This window comes from Roseovarius sp. D0-M9, from assembly GCF_037083805.1.
GTDB lineage: Bacteria > Pseudomonadota > Alphaproteobacteria > Rhodobacterales > Rhodobacteraceae > Roseovarius.
Map to the genome: position 1 here is coordinate 1 of NZ_JBAPKZ010000024.1, position 21527 is coordinate 21527.

Annotated in this window: 17 protein-coding genes and 2 pseudogenes; 8 read left to right on the top strand and 11 right to left on the bottom strand. The window is 62.2% G+C overall.

What is annotated here, in order from left to right; all coding sequences use genetic code 11:
- Positions 1-109: 109 nt before the first annotated feature.
- From V8352_RS14965 to speB, 6 genes and pseudogenes are all read right to left on the bottom strand, one after another.
- Positions 110-918, bottom strand: a pseudogene (locus V8352_RS14965) (IS66 family transposase); the annotation flags it as partial.
- 55 nt (positions 919-973) lie between these two features.
- Positions 974-1132 (bottom strand): IS66 family insertion sequence element accessory protein TnpB, encoded by a 159-nt coding sequence (gene tnpB / locus V8352_RS14970; protein WP_336425103.1) that lies wholly within the window; start codon positions 1130-1132, stop codon positions 974-976.
- 19 nt (positions 1133-1151) lie between these two features.
- Positions 1152-1256, bottom strand: a pseudogene (locus V8352_RS14975) (IS5/IS1182 family transposase); the annotation flags it as partial.
- Positions 1257-1447: 191 nt separating this feature from the next.
- The gene (gene ilvN, locus V8352_RS14980; protein ID WP_336425104.1) at positions 1448-2008 is read right to left on the bottom strand and encodes an acetolactate synthase small subunit; all 561 of its coding nucleotides are present in this window, start codon (positions 2006-2008) and stop codon (positions 1448-1450) included.
- 81 nt (positions 2009-2089) lie between these two features.
- Positions 2090-3844, bottom strand: a complete 1755-nt coding sequence (locus V8352_RS14985) for an acetolactate synthase 3 large subunit (protein ID WP_336425105.1) — start codon at positions 3842-3844, stop codon at positions 2090-2092.
- A gap of 370 nt (positions 3845-4214) precedes the next feature.
- The gene (gene speB / locus V8352_RS14990) at positions 4215-5171 is read right to left on the bottom strand and encodes an agmatinase (RefSeq protein ID WP_336425106.1); all 957 of its coding nucleotides are present in this window, start codon (positions 5169-5171) and stop codon (positions 4215-4217) included.
- Between the two features lie 153 nt (positions 5172-5324).
- Here speB and guaB point away from each other — a divergent pair, with 153 nt between their 5' ends.
- The 3 genes from guaB (at position 5325) to V8352_RS15005 (ending at position 10393) form a co-directional block, all read left to right on the top strand.
- A complete protein-coding gene (guaB, locus tag V8352_RS14995; RefSeq protein WP_336425107.1) occupies positions 5325-6773 on the top strand; it encodes an IMP dehydrogenase in 1449 nt (482 codons plus the stop codon).
- 51 nt (positions 6774-6824) lie between these two features.
- Positions 6825-8006 carry an RsmB/NOP family class I SAM-dependent RNA methyltransferase gene (locus V8352_RS15000; RefSeq protein WP_336425108.1) on the top strand — a complete coding sequence of 394 codons (1182 nt, stop codon included), beginning with the start codon at positions 6825-6827 and terminating at the stop codon, positions 8004-8006.
- Between the two features lie 137 nt (positions 8007-8143).
- The gene (locus tag V8352_RS15005) at positions 8144-10393 is read left to right on the top strand and encodes a hybrid sensor histidine kinase/response regulator (RefSeq protein WP_336425163.1); all 2250 of its coding nucleotides are present in this window, start codon (positions 8144-8146) and stop codon (positions 10391-10393) included.
- Between the two features lie 305 nt (positions 10394-10698).
- Here the strand turns inward: V8352_RS15005 and V8352_RS15010 are convergent, their stop codons facing one another.
- Positions 10699-11343 (bottom strand): gamma-glutamyl kinase, encoded by a 645-nt coding sequence (locus tag V8352_RS15010; RefSeq protein WP_336425109.1) that lies wholly within the window; start codon positions 11341-11343, stop codon positions 10699-10701.
- Positions 11344-11549: 206 nt separating this feature from the next.
- Here V8352_RS15010 and recA point away from each other — a divergent pair, with 206 nt between their 5' ends.
- The 4 genes from recA to V8352_RS15030 all read left to right on the top strand — a co-directional run bounded on the left by recA (position 11550) and on the right by V8352_RS15030 (position 16518).
- On the top strand, positions 11550-12635 hold the full coding sequence (gene recA, locus V8352_RS15015) for a recombinase RecA (protein ID WP_336425110.1): 1086 nt from the start codon (positions 11550-11552) through the stop codon (positions 12633-12635).
- Positions 12636-12775: 140 nt separating this feature from the next.
- Positions 12776-15439: an alanine--tRNA ligase gene (alaS, locus tag V8352_RS15020; RefSeq protein WP_336425111.1), complete on the top strand. Its 2664-nt coding sequence runs from the start codon at positions 12776-12778 to the stop codon at positions 15437-15439.
- A gap of 3 nt (positions 15440-15442) precedes the next feature.
- Positions 15443-15730: a DUF1330 domain-containing protein gene (locus V8352_RS15025; protein WP_336425112.1), complete on the top strand. Its 288-nt coding sequence runs from the start codon at positions 15443-15445 to the stop codon at positions 15728-15730.
- A gap of 239 nt (positions 15731-15969) precedes the next feature.
- Positions 15970-16518, top strand: a complete 549-nt coding sequence (locus V8352_RS15030) for a histidine phosphatase family protein (RefSeq protein ID WP_336425113.1) — start codon at positions 15970-15972, stop codon at positions 16516-16518.
- A gap of 2 nt (positions 16519-16520) precedes the next feature.
- Here V8352_RS15030 and typA read toward each other — a convergent pair whose 3' ends face one another.
- From typA to ssb, 3 genes are all read right to left on the bottom strand, one after another.
- A complete protein-coding gene (gene typA / locus V8352_RS15035; RefSeq protein ID WP_336425114.1) occupies positions 16521-18341 on the bottom strand; it encodes a translational GTPase TypA in 1821 nt (606 codons plus the stop codon).
- A 112-nt stretch (positions 18342-18453) separates the two neighbouring features.
- Complete coding sequence (locus V8352_RS15040) at positions 18454-19377, bottom strand: GNAT family N-acetyltransferase (protein ID WP_336425115.1); 924 nt, start codon at positions 19375-19377, stop codon at positions 18454-18456.
- A gap of 59 nt (positions 19378-19436) precedes the next feature.
- Positions 19437-19958: a single-stranded DNA-binding protein gene (gene ssb, locus V8352_RS15045; RefSeq protein ID WP_336425116.1), complete on the bottom strand. Its 522-nt coding sequence runs from the start codon at positions 19956-19958 to the stop codon at positions 19437-19439.
- Positions 19959-20140: 182 nt separating this feature from the next.
- Between ssb and V8352_RS15050 the strand changes: the two genes are divergently transcribed.
- The gene (locus V8352_RS15050) at positions 20141-20725 is read left to right on the top strand and encodes a lytic transglycosylase domain-containing protein (protein ID WP_336425117.1); all 585 of its coding nucleotides are present in this window, start codon (positions 20141-20143) and stop codon (positions 20723-20725) included.
- 6 nt (positions 20726-20731) lie between these two features.
- Here V8352_RS15050 and V8352_RS15055 read toward each other — a convergent pair whose 3' ends face one another.
- Entirely contained in the window at positions 20732-21520 is a 789-nt protein-coding gene (locus tag V8352_RS15055) for an AraC family transcriptional regulator (RefSeq protein ID WP_336425118.1), read from the bottom strand.
- Between the last annotated feature and the right edge of the window lie 7 nt (positions 21521-21527).

Consider the following 21527-nt stretch of genomic DNA (forward strand, 5'->3'; position numbering starts at 1 on the left):
ACCTGCCGTGGTCTATTGGCTGAGAAAAGACAAAACCCAACCCGATCAGCAGGTGCAAAAAGTAGCTTAATTTACGCCAGATCCTGTCCAAGGAATGGGGAGTAGCTCAATAACCTGTTTTTGTCCGCCCGCGGCCCGGGTCCAGCACCGGCGCCGTGGTTTCGTCCATGAACAGCTTCGTGGACGTCTTCAGGTGCTCGGCCAACCGATCCACGACGGGCGCCAGTTGAAAGGCCGCCACGCCGACCCAGTCGGTCTGGGTCGAGCGGTGAATGTCGATTCCCGAACGGGACAGGACCTGTGACTGCCGATACAAGGGGCAATGTTCCGCATACTTGCTCACCACCACATGCGCGATGGCGCCTTCGTCGGCAGCCCACCCTCTATCAGCCAAGACGGCGTCGGCGCCTGGGTGATCCCATCCGTGCAGGTGCGACAGGCGTATTTCGGGCGGATCGTCACGATCACCCGGCACTGCGCCGGAACGATGTCGAGCCGCTCGTTGCGGTCCTCGCCAATCCTGTGCATCTGCCCACATCCACACGGGCAGTCGAAGCTGTCCGGCTCGATCACTCGCTCGATGCGCGGCAGCCCTTCCGGCAGATTGCCACGATTGCGTCTGGTGATCTTTTTGCGCTTGGACGTGTCATTATCTGGCGCCTGCACCTGCTTTTGTTCGCGGGCCTCGGCGACGGCAGCCTCAAGATCCTCGAACGCCAGCTGGTGATCATCTTCACTGAGCTTCTCGGACTTCTTGCCGTGGACCACGTGGTTCAGCTCGGCCACCAGATACTCAAGACGCTTGACGATGTGCTCCAGCTCTGCGGTTCGCGCAGCTTTTGCCTGCAAGGCCTCGAAAGCCACACGGTATTCCGGTGGCAGGACGGACAGATCGAGGTCTTTGGCAGCGGCGGTCATAGCCAAGTTTATAGCCCGGAATCAGGTCCATTACCGCTGCATTCGACACCCTGATTCATTCCGCCGCAGCCGGAGGCCGGGTCTCCAAAGCTTTGACCTTGCGCCAGTCCAGCTCGGAAAACAGCGCCTCGAATTGCGCGTGATTCAGCGCCATCATTCCGTCCTTGATCGCGGGCCAGGTGAAGGTCGTGTCCTCGAGCCGCTTGTAAGCCATCACGAGACCTGACCCGTCCGGGCAAGAAAGGCGCGATCAGTGCCCATTCGGGGTCTGTCAGATCGCTTGCGTATCTGCCACCCGCTCGGGCATGCTGGCGGCGAGTGAGTTCGGTCCAGGCCATCGTGATCTCCGTTCAGCTTTGCAACCGAACAGAAGCACAACCTGCTGAACTCACTCAATTAGTTTCAAATCGGGCTCTGAGAGAAAGGTTGGCCAAAGTCTGGCCAACCGAAGAATTTTTTATAACACATCCGGTAAGGGGCTTGCATGTGTTGGGCCCGCCCTTTTTTCGTTCTGCCTTGAGGGCTTTGATCAGCTGCCCCGAGGCAACGCGGCAATGCCGGTGCGCGCCAGATCCGAGAGGCCAAGAGGGCGCATCAGATCGGCGAAGGCGTCAATCTTTTCCGATGTGCCGGTGATCTGGAAGGTGAAGCTGTCGAGGGTGCTGTCCACGACGTTCGTGCGGAAAATATCCGCAAGGCGCAGTGCTTCGACCCGCTTGTCGCCCGTGCAGATGACCTTGATCAGCGCCAGCTCTCGCTCGACCGCGCGCCCCTCGACGGTGAGGTCATGCACCTCGTGGACGGGCACGATCCGGCCCAGCTGTGCCTTGATCTGCTCGATCACCTGAGGGGTCCCGGTGGTCACGATGGTGATGCGGGACATATGCCCTTCATGGTCGATTTCGGCCACGGTCAGACTGTCGATGTTGTAGCCGCGCCCGGAAAAAAGACCGATGACGCGCGCCAGCACGCCCGCCTCGTTGTCGACGAGAACGGCGAGGGTGTGGCGCTCTTCCACGTCCGAGAAATTGGGGCGCAGGTTATAGGCCGAATGCTTGTTCGAGCCTTTCTTGATATTCAATGCGGACATCGCCTGTCTCCTTGGCAGACACGCACATTTCGTGCGAACCATCTGCAAAAATATGTATTACGATGGGCTTGCGAGCCCCTCTTAAACCATCACTGCGCCCTTGGTGCCAATGGCGTCCTTGGTGGACGCCTGGCCCAGCAGCATCTTGTTGTGCGGCTCGCCCGACGGGATCATGGGGAAGCAGTTTTCGTGTTTTTCCACAAGGCAATCAAAGATCACCGGGCCGTCGTAATTGATCATCTCCATGATCGCATCGTCCAGATCGGCAGGATCGTCGCAGCGGATGCCCTTGGCACCGAACGCTTCGGCCAGCTTGACGAAGTCGGGCAGGGCCTCGGACCAGCTTTGTGAATAGCGCTCGCCGTGCAGCAGCTCTTGCCACTGGCGGACCATGCCGAGGCGCTCGTTGTTGAGGATGAATTGCTTGACCGGCAGGTGGAACTGGATGGCTGTTCCCATCTCCTGCATGTTCATCAGCCAGCTTGCCTCGCCCGCGACATTGATGACGAGCGCATCGCGGTGCGCCATTTGCACGCCGATGGACGCCGGAAAGCCATAGCCCATGGTTCCAAGGCCGCCCGAGGTCATCCAGCGGTTCGGATCCTCGAAGCCGAGGTATTGCGCGGCCCACATCTGATGCTGGCCGACTTCGGTGGTGATGTAGCGGTCGTGACCCTTGGTCAGCGCCTCGAGGCGGGCGAGGGCATGCTGTGGTTTGATGACCTTGCCCGTTTGCTTGAAGCTGAGGCAATCGACCTTGCGCCATTCGTCGATGCGCTTGTTCCACTTGGCGATCGCCTCGGCGTTGACCTTGCGGCCACGCGATTTCCAGACCTTGAGCAGATCCTCCAGCACATGGGCGATATCGCCGACGATGGGGATGTCGGTCTTGATCACCTTGTTGATCGACGAGGGGTCGATGTCGATGTGCGCCTTTTTCGAGCCGGGCGAGAATGCGTCGAGGCGCCCGGTGATCCGGTCGTCAAAGCGCGCGCCGATGTTGATCATAAGGTCGCAATCATGCATCGCCATGTTCGCCTCATAAAGGCCGTGCATGCCCAGCATGCCTAGCCACGCTTTGCCCGATGCCGGGTAGGCGCCCAGCCCCATGAGCGTCGATGTGATCGGAATGCCCGTGGCATCGACCAACTCGCGCAGCAGCTGGCTGGCGGCGGGGCCGGAGTTGATGACGCCGCCGCCGGTGTAGAAGACCGGGCGCTTGGCCGTCTCCAACGCCGCCGCCAGTTCGGTGATGGCATCCAGATCGCCCTTGACCTGCGGCTGGTAGTGTCCGGTGCGCACCTTTTGCGGCGCGGTGTATTCGGCGCTGGCAAATTGCACGTCCTTGGGGATGTCCACCAGAACCGGGCCGGGGCGGCCTGCGGTGGCAACATGGAATGCCTCATGGATCACCGCTGACAGGTTGGCCGTGTCCTTGACCAGCCAGTTATGCTTGGTGCAGGGGCGGGTGATGCCGACGGTATCGGCCTCCTGAAAGGCATCCGATCCGATCATGAAGGTCGGCACCTGTCCGGTCAGCACCACAAGCGGGATGCTGTCGAGCAGGGCATCGGTCATGCCGGTGACCGCATTGGTCGCGCCGGGGCCAGAGGTGACCAGCACGACACCCGGCCTGCCGGTCGAGCGGGCATAGCCTTCGGCGGCGTGAACGGCACCTTGTTCATGACGCACGAGGATATGCTGGATACCCTCCTGCTGAAAAACCTCATCATAGATCGGCAGAACGGCGCCGCCGGGATAGCCAAAGACGACGTCCACGCCCTGATCCTTGAGGGCCTGAACCACCATTTTCGCTCCGGTCATCTGACGTGTCATCGCTTTGCTCCGTTCATGACATCATTGCGCATCGGCGCATAAAAAAGCCCCCGAAGTGGCGGGGGCGCATGGGGGACCTTTAGGGTGTCCGGTTACCGGCCCATGCGTATTTCCCGTGTGACTACAACTAGCGGCTCCACTGGACCACTCCCTTTTGCGTTTGTCCGGACATTATGACCGGGTGGCAGGGAGGTCAAGCGCAAGGGGTGGATTAAATGTCGCGGGCGGGCCATTTTCTTTGCGTTTGTTGCGCCTGGCGGATTGTTTTTGACGTTTTATCCACGGACAAGTGGCGCCACGGCGCGCAAGGGCGGCGAAAATGTCGCGCCTCGCGTCCTTGGCCGGGCCATTCGGGGCGGTGCGGCCCGCTCTAGCGCTGACGTGCGTGCATGATGAAGCCGAGAAAATTCAGCAGCACCTGTGCCGCAAGAACCGAAGTCACATCGCCCACATCATACGCGGGCGCCACCTCGACCAGGTCGATGCCGACCACTTCGTGACGCTCTGCCACCTTCTGGAGCAGCTCCAGCACCTCGTAATAGAGAAAGCCGCCATGGCTGGGTGTGCCTGTGCCCGGTGCGATCGATGGGCAGAAGGCGTCGATGTCGAGCGTGACGTAGACGCGCGCGCCTTTGGGGATGCGGTCTGCCAGAGCCTCGGCACTCAATGCGCGGCACTGGCGGACCGACAGAATATCCGACCCCATGGCGCGCGCCGCGCCATACCCTTCCTTGGCGGTCGAGCTGACATTGCGGATGCCCAGCTGAGTAAGGCCGGTCACATAAGGCTTCTCGGCGGCGCGGCGCATGGGGTTGCCGTGGCCATTGCGCACCCCATGCCGTTCGTCCACGAAATCGAGGTGAGCGTCAATTTGCAGAATATGGATATCGCCGTGCCCGTCAAACGCGTCGACGCAAGGGATGTTGACCGAATGATCGCCGCCGATGGTGACGGGCAGGGCGCCCGCATCGAGGATGGCGCGCACGCCCTTCGTGATGTTTGCGTGGCTTTGGGCCGTGTCCGTGTGAACGATGTCGGCGTCGCCGATATCCACGATGCGCACGTCCGGGCCAAGATAGGTGGTATCATCCTCATGGTCATAGGCGCCGCCATGTCCAAAACTGAAGAGGGTCGACGCCTCGCGCACGGCACGCGGGCCAAAACGGGCGCCGGGGCGAAACTGTGTGCCGCCGTCGAACGGCGCGCCGAGAATGGCGATATCGGCGTCGATCGCGCCCCAATCGGCCACATAAGCCCGCTTGCCGAAGGTCGAAATACCCACGAAGGGCAGGTCGAGCCGCCCGCTTTCATACCCATGTCCGCTCATCTGTCCGCCTCCTGTCAGGTCCGTCAGGCCAGATAGACAGCCCGCGCGCGCCGCGGCAAGCCACCATTTGCCGCGCCTGCGCCTTTTGCCTTTCGCACAAGCGGCATCCGTGAAATAGGGAGTTGCCAAACGATCTGTTCATGGAGAAACGTGATGAAGATTCGTGAGGCTTTGACCTTCGATGATGTCCTTCTGCTTCCTGCCGCGTCCAATGTGCTGCCCAGCACCGCCGATACGCGCACGAAAGTAACCCAGTCAATAACGCTCAACATTCCCTTGCTCAGCTCGGCCATGGATACGGTGACCGAGTCGCGCATGGCGATCTGCATGGCGCAATATGGCGGGATGGGCGTGATCCACCGCAATTTCAACGTCGAGGATCAGGCGAACGAAGTGCGCCGGGTCAAGCGGTTTGTCAGCGGCATCGTCTATAACCCCATTACCCTGACGGCAGATCAGACGTTGGCTGATGCAAAGGCACTGCAAGAGCAGTACCGCGTCAGCGGCTTTCCCGTCATCGATGCCAAGGGCCGCGTCGTCGGCATCGTCACCAACCGCGACATGCGCTTTGCCGATGATGACCACACGCCCGTAAGCGCGATGATGACCTCGGAAAACCTGGCGATCCTGCAAGAGCCTGCGGACCTCGAAGAGGCCAAGTCCCTGATGAAGGCCCGCCGCATCGAAAAGCTGCTGGTCACCGACGGCGGGGGCAAGCTGACCGGGCTGTTGACGCTCAAGGACAGCGAGCAGGCGGTGCTGAACCCTTCGGCTTGCAAGGATCGCCTCGGGCGCCTGCGCGTTGCCGCGGCGACGACGGTGGGCGATACAGGCTTCGAGCGTAGCCAAGCCCTCTTGGATGCGGGCGCCGACATGATCGTGATCGACACCGCGCATGGCCATTCGGCGGGCGTGGCCGAGGCGGTGCGCCGGGTCAAAGCCGTTGCAGGCGATGCGCAGGTGGTCGCGGGCAATGTCGCCACCGGGGACGCGGTGCGCGCACTGATTGATGCGGGCGCGGATGCGGTCAAGGTCGGCATCGGCCCCGGCAGCATCTGCACGACGCGCATGGTGGCCGGCGTCGGCGTGCCGCAGCTGACCGCGATCATGGATTGCGTCGCGGCGGCGGGCGACGTGCCGATCATCGCGGATGGCGGCATCAAGTTTTCGGGCGATTTTGCCAAGGCGATTGCCGCTGGCGCCTCCTGCGCCATGGTCGGCAGCATGATGGCCGGCACGGACGAAAGTCCGGGCGAGATGATCCTCTTCCAGGGACGCTCCTACAAGGCGTATCGGGGCATGGGAAGTCTTGGTGCGATGGCCCGCGGCAGCGCAGACCGCTATTTCCAGAAGGACGCTGCCAGCGACAAGCTGGTCCCCGAGGGCGTAGAGGGGCAGGTGGCCTACAAGGGCTCGGCCGGGACTGTCATCCACCAGCTGGTCGGCGGACTGCGCGCCGCGATGGGCTATACCGGCTGCGCCACGGTCGACGACATGCGCAAGGGCTGCGAGTTCGTGCGCATCACCGGCGCCGGTCTGAGCGAGAGCCACGTGCACGACGTTCAGATCACCCGCGAGTCGCCCAATTATCGAATTGGATAATTGGATCAGCGGGATGTGCGGCTATCTGGATGTCACTATAGGGCGCGCGCCATGACCCCCGGCGCGCGCATTCAGGCCGCCATTGAGCTGCTGGATCGTATCAGTGAGGGCGCGCCTGCCGAAAAGGCGCTGACGACATGGGCCCGCGGCGCCCGGTATGCTGGCTCGGGGGATCGAGCCGCCGTGCGCGACCACGTTTTCCAAGCCTTGCGCTGTTGGCGCTCCTACGCCTGCATCGGTGGCGGCGAGACGGGCCGTGCGCGCATGATCGGTGCGCTGCGCAGTGCAAAGGTGGATCCGGACACGTTTTTCACCGGTGCAGGCCATGCGCCGGAGCCGCTGAGTGCTGATGAGCGGTCCGCAGGCACTGTGCCCTTGGGGGCCGCCGCCTGCGATCTGCCCGATTGGCTCTGGGATGCCTTTCGCGTCTCGTTGAAGGACCGTGCAGAAACAGCGGCGCAGATGCTGCGCGAGCGCGCGCCCGTCATGCTGCGCGTGAATCAGGCCCGTGCAAGCCGCGACCAAGTCATTCGTTCTTTGGCTCAAGACGACGTGAAGGCCGAGCCGCAACCCATTGCCAAGAATGCCCTTTTGGTCACCCACGGCGCGCGCAAGGTGGCGCGCAGCCGCGCGTATCTGGAGGGCCTCGCAGAGCTTCAGGACGGCTCGGGTCAAGCTGCGATGGAAGGGATTAATCTGACGGATGCGCAGAGCGTCCTCGACTATTGCGCGGGCGGCGGCGGCAAGGCGCTTGCGCTGGCTGCGCGCGCGCAGGCAGAGATCTATGCCCATGATATCGACCCCGCGCGGATGCAGGATCTGCCCGAGCGCGCGGCGCGGGCAGGCGCGCGCGTGGCGACGCTGGAAACATCAGCTTTAGCGTCCAAGGCCCCGTATTCCATCGTTTTATGCGATGCGCCCTGTTCGGGAAGCGGCACCTGGCGCCGCGCTCCCGAGGCAAAGTGGCGCCTGACGCCTGAGCGTCTGGCCGAGCTGACCGAGATCCAGGCAGGCATCCTGCGCGAGGCGTCGCACCTCGTCGCGCCCGAGGGGCGGCTGATCTACGCCACCTGTTCTGTGCTCAGGGATGAAAACGAGGACCGCATTGATGCCTTTCTGGACAGCGCCCCCGAATGGGCGCTGCGCAAGATGCAGCGCTTTGATGTCTCGGAGGCGGGCGATGGATTTTTCGTGGCACATATGGCGCGAAAAGATAAAATTGCTCAGTTCTGATGGGGGTTTTCCCGGAAATATTAAGACGCGGTTAAGGGTTCTGGTGCAAGCGTAGCAGAGATCTTGTGCAGCAAAGGACCTCGCGCGTGACCGTTCCTGACCATGCAATCGGCCCTGTGAAGGTTGCGGCGTCTCGCATGCGGCCTCATGCGAGCCTCGTGTTTTGCTCGGCAATGCTTTTTGCCCTCACCGCATTCATGGTGGCGCCCGGACCTGAAAGGCATGTGATCATATTGGTCGCCGCCATATTGGGCTGCGCGTCATTGTGGATCGTTGCCATTGCGCGTCTGTCTGAGGCCTCGGGCGTTCGCGCGACCTCGGCGGTGAGCGATCTGATCGAGCATGACGCCGTCGCATGCATCGTGACCGGTGCCGATGGTGAAGTCACCTACTGCAATGACGCGGCAGAGCGCGGCTATGAAGCCCGACGTTTCAGCACGATTGCGGGGGTGCTTCAGCCCTTGATCGCAAATCCGGGTGCAATTCTATACAGGCTCCAGACCAGCGCCCGCGCGCGGGGCGCTGCCCATGAGGATGTGGTCACCGGGGCCGGGCATGTTCGCCTATCAGTGCATCGCGCGGGTGGGGACATGCTGCTCTGGCGGATTGAGAAATCCGCTGAGAGTGCGGCGCGCCGCGGCGGTGCCGTTCCGTTGCCGATGCTGACGGTCGGCCGCAACAACGCCGTGCTTTTCATGAATGATGCGGCCCGGCTTCTGATTGGCGAGCGGGCGCGCACCCTAGATCGCATTTGTGCCAAGTTACCGCTGAGGTCGGGCCAGATGAACGACATCAGCACGCAGACGGGTGTGCAATCGTGTCTGGTGGTCGAGCTTGAAGGCATAGCAGGGCGTAGGGAGATCTTTGTGATGCCCGGTGTGGCCGCCACAGAGCGCCCATCAGATGGCTGGACCTTCTTTGATGAGCTTCCCGTGCCTTTGCTCAAACTGACGCGGGGCGGGGCCATACTGCTTTGCAACAGGCCTGCAAGTGATCTGCTCGGGTGCGCCGATTGGGGGGGCAAGCAGATCACCGACTTGCTGGAAGGGCTGGGAAGGTCCATTCCGGACTGGCTGGAGGATGCCGCGCTGGCCAGGGGAAGCGTGCATTCCGAATTCTTGCGCGTGCGCCGTGCAGATGAGGAAATCTTCATTCAAGTGACACTCAACCGCGCGACCCAAGAGGGTGAGACCATCTTGATCGCGGTGCTGAATGATGCGACCGAATTGAAATCCTTGGAGGCGCAATTCGTTCAATCCCAAAAGATGCAGGCGATCGGGCAACTTGCTGGCGGTGTTGCACATGATTTCAACAATCTTTTGACGGCGATTTCCGGACATTGCGATCTTCTGCTTTTGCGCCACGATCAGGGCGATTCGGACTACGGTGATCTGTTGCAGATCGCGCAGAACGCCAACCGGGCAGCCTCGCTCGTGAATCAGTTGCTTGCTTTTTCGCGCAAGCAGACGCTGCGTCCCGAGATCATGGATTTGCGTGACGCGATGTCGGATCTCACACATTTGCTCAATCGGCTCGTGGGCGAGAAAATCATCCTGTCGCTCAATCATGACCCGACCTTGTGGTCGATCCGCGCGGACAAGCGTCAGTTCGAGCAGATCATCATGAACCTCGTCGTAAATGCGCGCGATGCAATGTCTGGGGGCGGCGAAATCAAGATTGAGACGCAGAACGTAACGCTTGAGGCGCCGTTGCACCGGGACCGTGCGGTCGTCTCTCCGGGACGCTGGGTGAAAATAAGCGTATCGGATCAGGGCACCGGCATCCCTCCGGATCGGCTGCAGAAAGTCTTTGAGCCGTTCTTCACCACCAAGCGTCCGGGGGAGGGCACGGGCCTAGGGCTTTCGACAGCCTATGGAATCGTCAAGCAAACCGGTGGCTTCATTTTCGTTGATAGCGAGCGGGATGTCGGCACGACCTTTTTCTTGCTGTTTCCGGCACATGAAACTGCGGCGGCCGTCATTGCAGCCGAGCCTCAGCCAATCATGGAGGTTACTCCGGCAGAGGGAAGTGTTCTTTTGGTCGAAGATGAGGCGCCGGTGCGGGCCTTTGCCTCACGTGCGCTCCAGATGCGCGGATTCACCGTTCTGGAGGCAGAATCGGCCGAAGAGGCTCTCGATATACTTTCGGACAAATCGGTCTTTGTGGATGTCTTTGTCACCGATGTCGTCATGCCTGGGATGGATGGTCCGACGTGGGTGCAAAAGGCGCTGGTGGATCGGCCAGAGGTTCGTGTGGTCTTTGTCTCCGGCTACGCAGAGGAGGATTTCGGCGATACGCAAGCCCGGATACCGAATTCCGTTTTCTTGCCAAAGCCGTTTTCTCTGACCGAGCTGACGGAGATTGTTCAACGCCAATCCAAGGTCTGAAGCATTGCGTTTGGTCTGGGCATCATCATTCTGCGCGTAGCACGTGATGCACTTCTGTTGCGCCCGAAATTTTCACATAACTTGATGTTTCGAACGGCTGAAAGGCGGCGATCGAATCGCGGATCCGACCCTTGTTCACAGCGCGTATCGATTCAGTGACGTCTCACTTCACCGCATCATCACGTCTTGAGGAGGGGCAGTCATATTGATCGGGTTTTCATCCTCACGGTCCTTGCTACCGACAGTGGGCAAGCACGCGTGTTATGACGCTCCGAAAGATTGGCTCTATGAGATGGCCGTTCTCGTCAAGCCGAATGCACGGGGGATGCGTCAGGTTCTGCGGTGTAGTGGCCACGTTCAGTGATGCTGTCATAAAGTCGGAAATCAGGCGCATATTTGCGGCGCAGAATGGCTTCGGTCTCACTCGACAGTGGCAAAGGCTCCTGCGGCGACGCGTTCAATCGCCGCGTTTCGACGCGCAGACCAAGCCGATCTTCCAGATACGCTGTCAGCGCGCCTTGGTTCTCATAGCGAAAGAGATGGGTTGCCGCAGTCCCGTTTCGCTGCGGTTCGAGAAATTTCGATTGCGACCCGACATTCGCATGACGCGGTTGATCACCCTGCACGTAGGCTTGGACGAAATCATCGAAGCTGAGCCCCTCGGTGCTGGTTGGCCGGCCCGACAGAAAGGGTCTCTGACGATAGCGATACCAACTGCCCAGCCAGTCGATCGGCGCGCGCATCACGGCGATCACGTGCAAATCTTCGCCGATGAACTTTTCCAAGGCCGGTCGGAAAAACCGATTGTAGCGAAAAATCGGCGCGTGCTTGAGCTCGGGCGGATCGCTGATGATCATCGACGCGTGCGGGCCAAGGGCCGCTTGCCACGCGGTCGTGCCGGTCTTGGGGACCGACAGGAAAACCAGTTTATGCTTTGAGAATACCATCATAGCGCGAGTGTTACCCTTGGATTGCGCAAAAAAACATATGCTCATGGGGCGATCTTAACCGTTCTTCAACACTTCCGGGGAATTGTGAAGCCAAGAACATTTGACTTGAAATGTTCGCGCTTTGTCTGCAAAAGGGTGGGAACAAGACGCGAACAAACGCAGTGATTGCCGCTTGGGGCATGGTGTGGAATAAGGATGCGAACGCAATGGCAACGGCAGATCTTTTGAGCATGGACAATAAGAAGAGCGCAGACAAGCAAAAGGCCCTCGACAGTGCCCTGGCGCAGATCGAGCGGCAATTCGGCAAGGGCTCGATCATGAAGCTGGGTGGCGACAATGTCCTCAAGGACATTGAGGCGACCTCGACCGGATCGCTCGGCCTGGATATCGCGCTGGGGATTGGCGGTATTCCAAAGGGCCGTGTCGTCGAGGTTTATGGTCCCGAAAGCTCGGGCAAGACAACGCTGACGCTGCATTGCATCGCCGAAGAGCAGAAGAAGGGCGGCGTTTGTGCCTTCGTTGATGCAGAGCACGCTCTTGACCCGCAGTATGCGCGCAAGCTGGGTGTCGATCTGGATGAGCTGCTGATTTCGCAGCCCGACACGGGCGAGCAGGCCTTGGAGATCGTGGATACGCTGGTGCGGTCCGGCGCGGTCAGCATGGTCGTGGTCGATTCGGTCGCGGCACTGACGCCGAAGTCCGAACTGGAAGGCGACATGGGCGACAGTAGTGTTGGCGTGCATGCCCGTCTGATGAGCCAGGCGATGCGCAAGCTGACCGGTTCCATCAGCCGCACGAAATGCACGGTGATCTTCATAAACCAGATCCGCATGAAGATTGGCGTTATGTTTGGCTCGCCCGAGACGACGACGGGCGGCAATGCGTTGAAATTCTATAGCTCGGTGCGTCTCGACATTCGCCGGATCGGCGCGCTCAAGGACCGTGACGAGGTGGTCGGCAACGCGACCCGCGTCAAGGTGGTCAAGAACAAGGTGGCCCCCCCCTTCAAGCAGGTTGAGTTTGACATCATGTATGGCGAAGGCATCAGCAAGATGGGCGAGATCCTGGATTTGGGCGTCAAGGCCGGTATTGTCGAGAAATCGGGTAGCTGGTTCAGCTATGGTGATGAGCGGATCGGGCAGGGACGTGAAAACGCCAAGACGTATCTCAAGGAGCACACCAAGATCTCGCTTGAGATCGAGGACAAGATCCGCGCAGCCCATGGTCTTGATTTTGACCTGAGCGACGCCGATCGCAGTGGTGGAGATGACGACGACCTGATGGAAGCGTAGGCGCGCCGCCATTCCCGAGACGAAAGGCCCGGGCGCAGTTGCGCACCGGGCCTTTTTCTTGCGGTAGACAGGGCGGGCGGGGGCGGATAATCAGAAACGCGCCCGACCCGTCAGAATTGATCCCGTGAAAGAGGCCCCGCATGCCGACGCTGAACGATATCCGCTCGACCTTTCTGAGCTATTTCGACCGCAACGATCACCGCATCGTCGACAGCTCGCCGCTCGTGCCGCGCAATGATCCGACGCTCATGTTCACCAATTCGGGCATGGTTCAGTTCAAGAACCTGTTCACCGGCGTCGAGCGCCGCGACTACAACCGTGCCACTTCTAGCCAGAAATGCGTGCGCGCGGGCGGCAAGCATAACGACCTGGACAACGTCGGCTACACCGCGCGCCACCACACTTTCTTTGAAATGATGGGTAATTTCAGCTTTGGCGACTACTTCAAGGAGGATGCCATCCGCTTTGCCTGGGAGCTTCTGACGCGCGATTTCGGTCTCGACAAGTCCAAGCTTCTTGTGACCGTTTACCACACCGACGATGAGGCGGCGAATATCTGGAAAAAGGTTGCGGGCCTTACCGATGACCGTATCATCCGCATCGCGACGGATGATAATTTCTGGTCGATGGGCGCGACCGGCCCGTGCGGGCCGTGTTCCGAGATTTTTTACGATCATGGCCCCGAAATCTGGGGCGGTCCTCCGGGCAGTCCCGAAGAGGATGGAGATCGCTTCATCGAAATATGGAACCTCGTCTTCATGCAGAACGAGCGGTTTGAGGACGGCACGCAGCGCGATCTCGATATGCAGTCGATCGACACCGGCATGGGGCTGGAGCGGATCGGGGCGCTCTTGCAGGGCAAGCACGACAATTACGACACTGACCTGATGCGCGCGCTGATCGAGGCCAGTGCCCATGCGACCAGCACCGATGCGGATGGGCCGGGCAATGTGCATCACCGTGTGATCGCCGATCATCTGCGCTCGACCTCGTTCCTGATGGCCGATGGCGTGATGCCCTCGAATGAGGGGCGTGGGTATGTGCTGCGCCGGATCATGCGGCGCGCGATGCGCCACGCGCATCTCCTAGGGGCCAAGGATCCGGTGATGCACCGCCTTGTGCCGTCGCTGGTGACGCAGATGGGGCAAGCCTTCCCCGAGCTCGGCCGCGCGCAGGGCATGATCGAAGAAATGCTGCGTCTGGAAGAGACACGCTTCAAGCAGACGCTGGAGCGGGGACTGGGCCTTCTGGATGAAGCGGTGATGGATCTGGACGAAGGCGCCGATCTGCCCGGCGCGACCGCGTTCAAGCTGTATGATACCTTCGGATTTCCGCTCGATCTGACGCAGGATGCGCTGCGTGAAAAGGGGCGCGGCGTTGACACCGCAGGATTTGACGAGGCGATGGCCGAACAGAAGGCCAAAGCGCGCGCCGCATGGGCCGGCACCGGCGAGGCGGTTGATCAGGCTGTCTGGTTCGACATCGCGGAAAAGAGCGGCGTCACCGATTTTCTGGGCTACGACACAGAAACAGCCGAGGCGCAGATCGTCGCCCTCGTCGAGGACGGTGCGCCGGTCGCCAGCGCATCGGAGGGGGCCTCGGTCCAGATCGTGCTGAATCAGACGCCGTTCTACGCCGAATCCGGTGGTCAGGTTGGCGACAGCGGCACGTTGCGCTGCGAAGGCGGCGAGGCACGCATCACCGATACGCGCAAGGTGGCGGGTGTCTTCATCCATTTCGCCGAGATCACGCAAGGCACCCTGAGCAAGGGCGCGGCGGCGCAGCTTGAGGTCGATCATGGCCGCCGCAGCGCGATCCGGGGCAACCATTCGGCGACGCACCTGCTGCATGAGGCGCTGCGCGAGACGCTGGGCGATCATGTGGCGCAGCGCGGCAGCCTCAACGCCGAGGATCGTCTGCGCTTTGATTTCAGCCACACCAAGGCATTGAGTGCCGATGAACTGGCCCGCGTCGAAGCCGATGTGAACGCCTTCATTCGCCAGAATGCGCCGGTGCAGACGCGCATCATGACGCCGGACGAGGCGCGCGCCTTGGGAGCGCAGGCACTCTTTGGTGAAAAATACGGTGATGAGGTCCGGGTCGTCTCAATGGGACGCAAGGACGGATCGGGCCGCGGCACCGATGGCCAGACTTACTCGATCGAGCTTTGCGGGGGCACGCATGTGGCCGCGACGGGTGATATCGGGCTGTTCGTGCTGCTTGGCGATGCGGCCTCGAGCGCCGGGGTGCGCCGGATCGAGGCCCTGACCGGCGAGGCGGCGCTGCGCCATCTGGGCGGGCACTCAAAAGCGCTGACCGAAATCGCGGGCGCGCTGAAGGTGCGACCCGAGGATGCGCAATCGCGCGTGCAGGCCTTGATGGACGAGCGCCGTGCGCTGGTCCAGGAGGTTGCGCAGTTGCGGCGTGATCTGGCGATGTCGGGCGGTGCGGGGCAGGGCGGCGAGGCCGAGATCGAAGAGATCGGCGGCATGCGCCTGATCGCCCAGGTGCTGAGCGGCGTGGCCGGCAGGGATTTGCCCGGTCTGATCGACCAACTCAAGGCGCGCGTGGAAAGCGGCGCGGTCCTTTTGATCGCCGATGTCGGCGGCAAGGCTGCGGTCGCTGCGGGTGTGACCGATGACAGAGTGGGCGATACCTCGGCGGTTGACATGGTGCGCGCGGCTGTCACCGAACTTGGCGGCAAGGGGGGCGGTGGTCGCCCCGATCTTGCGCAAGGTGGCGCGGCCAGCGTCGACAATTCCAGCGCCGCGATGGATGCGGTGCGCGCCCTTTTGAAAGGATAAACCATGCCAGCACTTTGGATCGGCCACATCACCGTCACCGATGAGGAGGCGTATGGCCGCTATGCCGCGCTGGCCGGGCCCGCCATCGCCAAACATGGGGGCGCGTTCATCGCGCGCGGCGGGCGCTTTGTTCAGCTTGAGGGCAAGGCGCGTCCACGCAATGTCGTCGCCCGCTTTGCTTCGGTCGAAGCCGCCGAGGCATGCTATCATTCGCCCGAATACCAAGAGGCGCTCGCCCATGCCAAGGGCGCGGCGGAGCGTGAGTTGCTGGTGGTCGAGACGACCGAATAGCGTGATCTCGTGCATTGGTGCTCTGAACCGACGCGTACCCAACTGTCTCGTTAATCGTCGGTTTCAGCAGACGGCGCGGCGATTGTTGCCATGGCTGCTTCGGTGTCTCCGGCATTGGCTTGGGATCTTGGTCGCGCCCGAGCATATCGTGATTTGCCAGATTGCCTGTAAGAAAAGCTGATAGGGCTGGACGCATTAGCGACGGCACCTAACTCCTCCTCACAAGGGGGAGTTCGCTGATGACATGGATACTGCGGTTATTGATTGTTTGTCTGCCTTCGGTGCTGGCCGCGCAGGAGGCCAAGCTACTTGACCGCGACGGCGCGGTCCTGTTGATGCGTCATGCCTTGGCGCCCGGCACAGGCGATCCGGGGGATTTTCAGCTGGGCGATTGCAGCACGCAGCGCAACCTCAGCGATGAGGGTCGCGATCAGGCGCGCCGCATCGGCGCCGCCTTGCGCGCGGCGGATGTGCGCCCCACGCATGTCTTTACCAGTGAGTGGTGCCGTAGTCGCGAGACGGCCGAACTCCTGGATCTGGGCGAGGTGATCCCGCTTCCTGCGCTCAACTCGCATTTTGCGGGACGCGGCGACAAGGCTGCACAGACGCGCGCGGTAATGGACACGCTGGCCAATTTGCCAGACGATGCGCGCCCGATATTGGTGACGCATCAGGTCAATATCACGGCGCTCAGCGGAACTTTCGCCCGTTCGGGCGAGATCGTGATGACCGTATCAGACGAAAACGGCCAGCTCATCGAGGCTGGCCGATTCATGATTGAGCCTTGAAATCAGGCGCTTTTTGAGGCGCGCTTGCGCTCGTGCGGGTCCAGATGCCGCTTGCGCAGACGGATCGCATTGGGCGTGACCTCAACCAACTCGTCATCGTCGATATAGGCGATGGCTTGCTCGAGGCTCATCTCGACTGGGGTGGTCAGGCGCACGGCCTCATCGGTGCCGGAGGCGCGCACGTTGGTCAGCTTCTTGCCCTTGAGGGGGTTCACTTCCAGATCGTTTTCGCGGCTGTGCTCGCCGATGATCATGCCGGTATAGATCTTGGCCTGCGGGCCGATGAACATCTTGCCGCGATCCTCTAGGTTCCACAGCGCATAGGCCACCGACTCGCCGTTTTCCATCGAGATCAGCACGCCTGCGCGGCGACCCGGAATGGTGCCACGATACGGCGACCAGCTGTGAAACACACGGTTCAGCACGCCGGTGCCGCGAGTGTCGGTCAGAAATTCGCCGTGATAGCCGATCAGGCCGCGCGACGGGACATGCGCGATGATGCGCGTCTTGCCAGCGCCTGCGGGCTTCATCTCGGTCAGATCGCCCTTGCGCGGACCGGTCAGTTTTTCGATGACGGCGCCCGAGTATTCGTCATCGACGTCGATCGTGACTTCCTCGATTGGCTCCACGCGCTCGCCATTCTCGCCTTCGCGCATGACGACCTGCGGGCGCGAAATGCTCAGCTCAAAGCCCTCGCGGCGCATGTTCTCGATCAGAACGCCCATCTGTAATTCGCCGCGCCCAGCAACCTCGAAGGCCTCGCCGCCGGGGGTGTCGGTCACCTTGATGGCGACGTTCGATTCGGCTTCTTTCATCAGGCGGTCCCGGATCACGCGGGATTGCACCTTCTTGCCATCGCGGCCGGCAAGGGGGCTGTCGTTGATGCCGAAGGTGACGGTGATCGTCGGCGGATCAATCGGACGCGCCTCAAGAGGCTCGTCCACCGCGAGGGCGCAGATCGTGTCGGCGACCGTCGCCTTGGACATGCCCGCAAGGCTGACGATATCGCCGGCCTGCGCTTCTTCGATGTCCTGACTGGCCAGACCCCGGAAGGCCTGGATGCGCGTCACGCGAAATTGCTCGATCTTCTGGCCGATGCGGCTGAGGGCCTGCACGGTCGCGCCGACCTTCAGCTTGCCCGATTCCACGCGGCCCGTCAGCAGGCGGCCCACGAAGGGGTCCGCGCCCAGCGTCGTTGCCAGCATGCGGAAATCCTCGTCCTGACGCTTGACCTGGCGCGGCGATGGCACGTGATTGACGATCAACTCGAAGAGCGCGGTCAAATCCTTGCGCGGTCCGTCCAGTTGATGATCGGCCCAGCCAGAGCGCCCCGAGGCATACATATGCGGGAAATCGAGCTGATCGTCATCCGCGCCAAGGCTGGCGAAAAGGTCAAAGCATTCGTCCAGCGCGCGATCGGGCTCGGCGTCGGTCTTGTCGACCTTGTTCAGAACCACGATCGGGCGCAGGCCGAGGGCCAGCGCCTTGGAGGTGACGAATTTGGTCTGGGGCATCGGGCCTTCGGCCGCGTCGACCAGCAGAACCACACCGTCGACCATGCTCAGGATACGCTCCACCTCGCCACCGAAGTCGGCGTGGCCGGGCGTATCGACGATGTTGATGCGCTTGCCCTTCCATTCGACCGAGGTCGGCTTGGCAAAGATGGTGATGCCGCGCTCGCGCTCCAGGTCGTTGCTGTCCATCGCGCGCTCGTCCACGGCCTGATTGGCGCGGAAGGCGCCCGATTGCTTGAGCAATTCGTCGACTAGCGTCGTCTTGCCATGGTCCACGTGGGCGATAATCGCGATGTTGCGAAGGTCCATTCGAGTAAATCCTTGGGGTTTTTTTCAGCGCCCTATAGCCTGCGCGCCTGTTTGACCAGAGCAAAGAGGGGTTCAGGCGGATATCGGCGCGCCTGTGTTGCCGCGCGGCAGGCTAAAGGTGCAGCCGTGTCGGGCCGATATCACGCAGCATCGCACCCGCCTCCAGCTTGAAACGCGCAAGGCCCGGCCCGCGCGCCGGATCGGCAAGCCCGAGATCGAGGCGCGCGTAACCACGCTGGCTTAATATGCACGAGGCGCGCCAGAGAAGCAAATTATGTGCGCTGAGGCCGCGCCCGCGTGGGCCGGTCCAGCCGATGTGATAGGTCGCGGTATCGCCGTGGAGCAGCATCAGCATGAAGGCGACGGGCGTCCCGGCCTCGGCTGCGGTGATCATCAGGTTCGCCTCAGGCGCAAACGCCGCCCACCTTTCAGTGAAGGCAGTCGGCAGCGCGGCGTAGCGCCGTACTTTGCGCTGCGCCGTCTCGGCGGCCAGAAGGGGCGCATCGCGGGGCAGGTCCAGCGGGCGCGCGGTGACGGTCAGGCCGGCCTTTTCGGCGTGCGCCAGGCGATTGCGCCATTTTCCGTGCTGGGCGGCGCGGCGCGCGGCCTCATCCGGGCGCAGGTCCAACTCGGCCATCTTCATGCCCTTCGAAGCGCGCAGGCCGGTTTTCCCCAAGCCCGTGGCCTCCAAGCCTGCGTCGGTGCTGGTTGCCCAAAGCGCGCGCCAAGGCGCCGCACGGGTCAGGGCGGCGTTGGCGCGCGTGCACAGATCAGGCGGCGCGCCAGCGCACCAGACCGGACCGCGCGGCATCCAGGCAAGCCGCAGCGGGCCGATCTTGCGCAGATGGATGCGCGCGCGCCCGATCAATGCGCCCTCTGCGCGCAACTCCGCCAGCGCGCTGGTGCATCCGAAATGGGCGAGGGTCGCAGCGTAGGGGCCGCTTTGCTGAAGAGGGGTGCCGGGCAGATCACACGCGCACTCGGGCTCGCCAAAGGCGATGTCGATTTCAGGATATGTGAGCCGCGGATGGAACATGGGCGCCAGTAAACGGCGCCCATGCCTAACATCGCGTTAACGGGCGAGGGCTGGCTGCCTTAAAACGGAATCTCGTCGTCGAAATCGCGCGAGGGGGCACTGCCACCACCGCCGCTGCCCGAGGAGCCGCCACGGTCGTCGGGGCCGCCATAGCCACCCCCACCGCCGCCATAATCGCCGCCGCCGCCGCCATATCCACCGCCCGCGCTGCCGCCGCCACCACCTTCGCCGCGACCGTCCAGCATGGTCAGCGTCGAGGAGTAGGGCCGCAGAACCACCTCGGTCGAATAGCGATCCTGGCCGGACTGGTCTTGCCATTTGCGCGTCTCAAGCTGGCCCTCGATATATACTTTTGAGCCCTTTTTCAGATATTGCTCGGCAATCCGTGCGAGCGGTTCGGAAAAGATAGCGACCGAATGCCATTCGGTGCGCTCGCGGCGCTCACCGGTGCTTTTGTCCTTCCACTGCTCGGATGTGGCGATGCGCAGGTTGCACACCTTGCCGCCGTTCTGGAAGGTCCGCACCTCGGGGTCGCGGCCCAGATTGCCGATGATGATGACTTTGTTAACCGACCCGGCCATGCGCGTCCTCCTAATGGAATTTTGAATTTCACCCCGTGTTACATCACCACACGCTGGTTAACGCCAGCCTAAAATATGGCAACAGCGCCGGGGGTCGAGGTGGCGACGGTGCGTCAAGACTGGATATCGGCGCCGTAATCGGTTAACGTTTCGCACCTGGGACGGGATAAAGAGATTTCATCATGAAGACTTTTCTGGCAACCGCGCTGGCGGTTTCTGTTGTGGCAGGGGCGGGACAGGCTCAGGTCCTGTCCACGAAAGGCACTGGCAATCTCTTCAAATCGAAGACAAGCGTGTTGGATAACCGCGCCGCGTCGCAATACAATTCTTCGGTCCGCCTGCAACCGGCCAAGATCAACACACCCACCAAATGGGGCACGGCCAAGACCTATACCGGCAGTTACCGTGGCGAGTTTCTGAGCATGGCCAAGGAGGCCGCGCGCAGACATTCCGTGCCCGAAGACCTCTTCTTGCGGCTTGTGCAGCAGGAAAGCGGCTGGCGGCCCACGGCGCTGAGCCACAAGGGCGCAATCGGGCTGGCGCAGTTGATGCCGGGCACGGCTGCGGTCCTGCGCGTCGATCCGCATGATCCGCGTCAGAACCTCGAAGGCGGTGCGCGCTATCTGGCGATGCAGTATCGCGAGTTTGGCTCGTGGCGTCTGGCGCTTGCCGCCTATAATGCGGGGCCGGGTGCGGTCAAGAAATACGGCGACGTGCCGCCCTACAAGGAAACGACCAATTACGTGCGTGTGATCTGGGGCAGCTGAGGCAGCTCAGGCCTTGCGGGCGCGGCGGCGCAGCTCGGACGGGCTGAGCCCTGTATGCTGCAAGATGAAGCGCGAGAAGTAGGCCGCGCTGCCAAAGCCCAGCTGCGCCGCGACATGGCGCACCGCGTCGCTCCCATCCTCCAGGCCCTCGCGCGCGGCGTGAAGGGTCCGCTGTACCAGCAGATCGGCGGCGGTCATGCCGCAGCAGGTCTTGCAACTGCGCGTCAGATGCGTGGGCGTCACCCCCAGATCGCGGGCATAATCGGCCATTGGCTGGCCCGTTGCGTGATCCTGTTCGATCAGCGCGGCATAGGCGGCGACAAGGCGCTGCGCGGCACTGAGGCGCGGCGCAGGTGCCTGCCCGATCAGCGCCCGGCGCAGCCAGACCGTGACCATGATCGCCAGCGCTTCGGCGGCCTCGTCGGCAAAGGGGCGCGCGGCGCTTGCCTCGCGCGTCATGGCCTCGAGAAGGCTGGTCAGTTCGCCCTGCTGATGAACTTCGCGGATTCGCAGATGTTCGCTCTGATCGGGCATCAGGGCGGGACCGTCGGGCGCAATCAGACAGACCTGCCCATAGCAGCCCGGCCCGACATCCAGCGAGAAGAGCGTGCCAGCGGGCACTGCAAGCGCATTATGCGCGCCGACACCGCGCCGCAGGCCGCTGACCGTGGCGCGGGCCTGACCGCGTGTCACCCAGATCAGCGCATGGCGCGGCTGGCTGTGCGGCAGGTTCAGCCGCCACGGCGCGCCGCGCGACCATTGCGCGATGGTAAGGATCTGCGGGGCGTCACTCATTGGCGAT